Here is a 6,004-nt window from a genome sequence, read left to right as displayed (position 1 = left end):
TAGCTGGTTTTTTTGCTGACCGAACCGGCCACTTTGGCGCCTGCGGCTTCGAGCAGGTCTTTGGCCTCATCACGTCCCAGGGTGGGCAGCGTGCCGGTAATCACCACCGTCAGGCCGGCCAGCGGCTGCGTGGCGCGCTCGGTGGGCACGCCCTCGGGCCAGGTCACGCCGCAAGCGCGCAGTTGCAGGGCCACCTCGCGGTTGTGCGGCTGGGCGAAGAAGGTGTGGATGCTCTGCGCCACCACCGGCCCCACGTCGTTGACCTGGAGCAGCTGCGCCTCGGTGGCGTCCATGATGGCGTCCAGGCCACCAAAGTGGCGCGCCACATCCTTGGCTGTCGATTCGCCCACATGGCGAATGCCCAGCGCAAACAAAAAGCGCGCCAGCGTGGTCTGTTTGGATTTTTCCAGCGCGGCCAGCACGTTCTGCGCCGATTTGTCGGCCATGCGCTCCAGGGCGATGAGCGAAGGCAGCCCCAGCCGGTACAAATCGGGCAGCGTGCGGATCACGCCCGACTCCACCAATTGATCGACCAGCTTGTCGCCCAGGCCCTCGATGTCCATGGCGCGGCGGGCGGCAAAGTGCAGCAGCGCCTCTTTGCGCTGGGCCGGGCAGAACAGGCCGCCGGTGCAGCGGTGGTTGGCCTCGCCTTTTTCGCGCACCACGGCGCTGCCACACACGGGACATTGGCGGGGCATTCTGAAATTGGGCACGTAGGCCGGTCGCGCGCCCGCCACCACGCCCACCACTTCGGGGATCACATCCCCGGCGCGGCGCACGATCACCGTGTCACCCACGCGCACGCCTTTTTTGCGGATTTCGAACAGGTTGTGCAGCGTGGCATTGGTCACCGTCACGCCGCCGACAAACACCGGCGCCAGGCGCGCCACGGGCGTGAGCTTGCCGGTGCGCCCGACCTGCACGTCAATGCCTTCGACGCGCGTCACCATCTCTTGCGCCGGGTATTTGTGCGCCACCGCCCAGCGCGGCTCGCGCGTCTTGAAGCCCAGCTCGCGCTGCAAGGCCAGGTTGTTGACCTTGTACACCACGCCGTCGATGTCGTAGGGCAACTGGTCGCGGCTGGCGCCGATGCGCTGGTGAAACGCTATCAATTCAGAAGCACCTTGCGCAACACTGGTCTGCTCTGCCACCGGAAAACCCCATGATTTCAGGGTATGCAGCAGCTCAAAATGGGTGCCCCACTGCGGGCCGCCCTCGCTGGCGGGCGTGACCTCGCCCACACCGTAGGCAAAAAAGCTCAGGGGCCGCTGCGCCGCAATGCCGGGGTCCAGCTGGCGCACCGCTCCAGCTGCGGCGTTGCGCGGGTTGACAAAGGTTTTTTGTCCGCGCTGGCGCTGCGCTTCGTTGAGGCGGTCGAAATCAGCGCGGGCCATATAGACCTCGCCGCGCACCTCTACCACCGGTGGCGCGCCAGGCGGCAGCGACAGCGGTATCTGGCGGATGGTGCGGATGTTGTGCGTCACGTCCTCGCCCACCTCGCCGTCGCCACGCGTGGCCGCTTGCACCAGCACGCCACCCTCGTAGCGCAGGCCCATGGCCAGGCCGTCAAATTTGAGTTCGGCCACGCATTCCAGCGGCGCACCTGCCAGCACGGCCAGCGCCTCGGGGCACAGTGGCTCGGCACGATAGCGGGCATCCGTGGCAGGCAGTTCGGTGCGGCGCTGCTCGGTGGCCAGGTAGTTGCGCACCTGCTGTTCAAAATTTTCAGCGCCTGCGGGCGTGGTGTCGGTCTCGGTGCGGATGCTGAGCATGGGCACAGCGTGGCGCACGCTGGCCAGTGACGCCATCACGGCGCCACCCACGCGCTGGGTGATCGAGTCGGGGGTGATGAGATCGGGGTACTGCGCCTCCAGCGCCTGCAATTGTGCAAAAACGCGGTCGTATTCGGCGTCGGGCACGGTGGGCGCGTCTTGCACGTAGTACTGGTGCGCCCACTGGTTGAGCTGCTGCCGAAGCGCTTCTATTTTGATAGCTGCTAGCGCCCGTCCATCGGGCGCTGGAGCCGCAAAAAGCTCCAAATTCTCGGTCATGGCAAACCGCCCTGTCAGCTGAAAAGGCGCCGCGCCAGCACCGAACCTGCCGACAGCTCGCGGCCATCGAGCTGGTCATACAACAGCTCCAGGTCGGTGGCGATGGGGTCCATGGCCATGGCGGGCAAGGGCTGGCCGTTCTGGTCGCACAGAACACCGTCCATGACGTTGCACAGCACGGCAGCAATCTCGCGCAGGCGGGCAAAGGGCTGCTCGGTGCGGTGGACTTGCGCCACGTCCAGGCTGAGCATCAGCTCGCGCACGGCCGATTGCTCCAGGTCTTCGGCCAAGGCGGCCTGGGTGTCAAACGACAGACCCAGCAACGGCGGCAGGCCCGGTGTGGGCGCTGGCAGCAGCATGCGCCCGGGGATGGCGCCTTGCACAAAGCCCAGGCGCGCAGCGTTTTGCTGCAAATAGCCTGCACTCCAGGCGGCCTGGCGGGCGCGCAGCATGAAGGCCAACTGCGCATCGTGCTCGCTGGCAAACTGGTCCAGCTCACGGGCGCGCAGCACCTCATTGACCATGTCCGGAAAATCAATCGAGGCGCTGATGCTGTCGGCAAAGGCCTGCGCCTTGTGGACGAACTCCGAAAACTCGATGTCATTGAGCGCGCCCACCCGGTTGGCCAGTTGCACCCCCGCCTGGAACAGGTGGTAGCGCTCGCCGGGGGTGGGCATCTCCCACTGCTGGGTGGTTTCGTTGAAGCCCTCGATGGCAAAGGGCTTGCTGCCTACGCGGCGGGTGGGTGGCAAAGCGGCCAGCGCGCTCTCGCCGGGGATGGCGTGCTCGCACTGCAAGGCGGCGATGGCATCGATCAGCGGGTCCAGGCCGGGGCGGCGATCGGCCACGTGCGTGGGGGCCGCAGGCACGGGCGCGTCAGGCGCGGCGGCGCTGGCGGCGGCCTGTGCGGTGCGATCGGGCGGCGCAAAGTCTGCGCCGGGCAGTTCTTCGGGTGCTGGTGCACCCGGGGCGGCAGATGCCACAGGCGTGCGCGGCGGCGCGGCACTGCCCCGGGCCACGGGCGGGGCGCCCAGAGCGGCATCAAACGCGGGCTCTTGGCGCAGCGCGGGTTCGGCCCGTGGGTCGTCCTCCACGGGGCGGGCTTTTTTGGGTTGGTTGCGGTGCGTCGTCCAGGCGTTGTAGGCCACGATCAAGGCCAGCAGGACGACACCGATAACGGCCAGGCTGATTTGCAAGGTGCTCATGGTTGCGTGCGGGTAAGTAGTTCAGGCGGCGATTCAGGCAGCGTCGGCCATCGACAGGGCAGACTCCATGTCCACCGCCACGATGCGCGAGACACCCTGCTCCTGCATGGTCACGCCGATCAATTGTTCGGCCATTTCCATGGCAATTTTGTTGTGGCTGATGAACAGAAACTGGGTGCCTTGTTTGCTCATGCTGCTGACCAATTTGGCATAGCGCTCGGTGTTGGCGTCGTCCAGTGGCGCATCCACCTCGTCGAGCAAACAAAACGGCGCCGGATTGAGTTGAAAGATGGCAAACACCAGCGCAATGGCCGTGAGGGCTTTCTCGCCGCCCGACAGCAGGTGGATGGTCTGGTTTTTTTTGCCCGGCGGTTGGGCCATGACCTGTACGCCGGAATCGAGAATTTCATCGCCCGTGATGATGAGCCGCGCCTGTCCGCCACCAAACAGCTCGGGAAACATGCGGCCAAAGTGCTGGTTGACGGCATCAAAGGTGCCCGAGAGCAGGTCGCGCGTCTCGGCATCGATCTTGCGGATGGCGTCTTCGAGGGTATTCATGGCCTCGGTCAAATCGGCGTTTTGCGCGTCCAGAAAGGTCTTGCGCTCGCGGGCGGCGGTCAGCTCATCCAGCGCAGCCAGGTTGACGGCGCCCAGGGCGGCAATCTCACGGTGCAGGCGGTCGATCTCGGCTTGCAGGCCCATCAGGCGCACGTTGCCCTCGGTGATGGAGCGGGCCACAGCCTCCAGGTCGGCCTGGGCGTCTTGCAACAGCGTGGTGTATTGCTCCAGACCCAGGCGCGCAGCCTGCTCTTTGAGCTGGAATTCGGTGATGCGCGCGCGCAGCGGCTCCAGGGCGCGCTCCAGTTGCAGGCGGCGCTCGTCGCTGGTGCGCAGCCGGTTGGTGAGGTCGTCGTACTCGCTGCGGCGGGCAGCCAGCTGCTGTTCGCGCTCCATTTTCAGCGCCAGCACGTCTTGCAGGCCGCCTTGCGCTGCGGCATCTGACAGGCGCATCAGCTCGGCATGGGCGCGCACCTGCTCGTCGGCCAGCGCAGCGCTTTGCTGGTCGGCGGTGGCCAGGGTGCGAGACAGTTCGGCCTGGCGGGCCTCCAGGCTGCGCTGGGCAAAGGTGGCCTCTTGCGCCTGGCGCTCCAGGCTGCGCTGCTGTTCGCGGCACTCGGTCAGCTTGCGCTCGGCCTCGATCACCTGGTCGCCGTGCTGGGCGTGGCGCTCCTGGGTGTCGGCCAGCTGCATGTCCAGCTCATCAAAACGCTCTTCGGCCACGGCACGGCGCTCTTGCAGGTCAGAGAGCATGGCCTCGACTTCGGCCAGATCGGCGCCGATTTGCTCGCTGCGCAGGCGTGTTTGCTCTACCAGCTGCGACAGGCGCAGGTGCTCGACTTGCAGCTCGTGGGTGCGTGCCTGCGCCTCGGTGGCTTCGCGGCGCACGGTGCTCAGGCGCTGGGTGGCATCGGCGTAGGCGGCTTCGGCACGCACCAGCGCGACGCGGGCCTCTTCGCTGATGAGGGCCTGGGCGCGCAGTTCTTTATCGAGGTGTTCGATTTCCTGGGCGCGCGCCAGCAGGCCCGATTGCTCGGAGTCCTGGGCGTAAAAACCCACGCTGTGCGCCGTGACGCTATGGCCTGCGGGCACGTACAGCGCCTCGCCGCGCTGCAATTGGCTGCGGCGGTTCAGGGCCTCGTCCAGCGTCTGGGCGGTGTAGCAGCCTTGCAGCCAGTCGGTCAGCACGGCGCTCAGGCCCGCATCGTGCAGGCGCAGCCAATCGGACAGGCGTGGCAAGCCGCTGGCAGGCGCGGGCGTGGCCGCCGCCGGGGGGCTGAAAAACACCAGCTTGGCCGGGGGCGCATCGCCACCACCGGCATCCACAGCCCCCAGAAAACCGCGCACGCGGTCGAGGCTGCCCACTTCAAGGGCGCCCAGGCGCTCACGCAGGGCGGCCTCCAGGGCGTTTTCCCAACCGGGCTCGATGTGGATGCGGCTCCACAGGCCCTGCAAACCATCCAGGCCGTGGCGTGCCAGCCAGGGCCTGAGCTTGCCATCGGTTTTGACCTTTTCTTGCAGCGCCTTGAGCGCCTCCATGCGCGCCGACAGATCGGCCTGGCGCGCAGCCTCGTGGTTGACGGCCTGCTGGCGGCTGCGGCGCTCGTCATCGAGCTGCGGCACGGCCTCTTGCAACTGGGCCAGGCGCGCCTCGGCGGTTTCAGTGGCTTCCTGGGCCGCGTCAAGCTGGCTGCGCAAATGCAGCAGCCGCGAACCATCGGGCGCGGCCAGCGCGTTGCGGTCAGCGCGCAGGCGCTCGTAGCGGGTATCGAGCTGGCGGCTTTGCTCGTCAATGCTGCGCTGCTCGGCGGCCAGCACCTGAATCTGCTGCTGCACCTGGGCCACGGCCTGGCGCTGCGTATTGGCACGCTGCTGGCTTTGGCGCAGGGCGTCTTCCAGCTCGGGCAGGCGCTGGGATTGCTCCTCGACCTGGGCGGCCAGCAACTCGGCTGTTTCTTCGGCCTCGACACCCGCACCAGCGAGGTCTTCCAGCCCGGCCTCGGCGTCTTCTTTGCGCGTATTCCACTGGGCGATTTGCTCGGCCAGCGTGTGCAGGCGCTGCTCCACGCGCTGGCGCCCTTCCAGCACGTAGCGGATTTCGGCCTCCAGCCGCCCCACTTCCGCCGTGGCCTCATAGAGCTTGGCCTGGGCCTGGTTGAGCGCATCACCCGCACCGTAGTGCGCCTGGCG

The 6,004-nt window shown here is 67.0% G+C and carries 3 protein-coding genes; all 3 read right to left on the bottom strand.

Annotated features, from left to right (window positions below):
- Nucleotides 1–2,051: NAD-dependent DNA ligase LigA (gene ligA, locus PHX69_RS14815; RefSeq protein WP_288044713.1), on the bottom strand; the 2,051-nt coding region annotated here is incomplete at its 3' end.
- A gap of 14 nt (nt 2,052–2,065) precedes the next feature.
- On the bottom strand, nt 2,066–3,256 hold the full coding sequence (locus PHX69_RS14810) for a cell division protein FtsZ (protein ID WP_288044710.1): 1,191 nt from the start codon (nt 3,254–3,256) through the stop codon (nt 2,066–2,068).
- Nucleotides 3,257–3,289: 33 nt separating this feature from the next.
- Nucleotides 3,290–6,004, bottom strand: a 2,715-nt coding sequence (gene smc, locus PHX69_RS14805; protein ID WP_288044708.1) for a chromosome segregation protein SMC, incomplete at its 5' end; no start/stop codon positions are given.

It is taken from the genome of Simplicispira sp., from assembly GCF_028687295.1.
Classification (GTDB): domain Bacteria; phylum Pseudomonadota; class Gammaproteobacteria; order Burkholderiales; family Burkholderiaceae_C; genus Simplicispira; species Simplicispira metamorpha.
The sequence above is the reverse complement of the archived record's forward strand: the minus strand, read 5'-3'. Positions and strand labels throughout refer to the sequence as shown.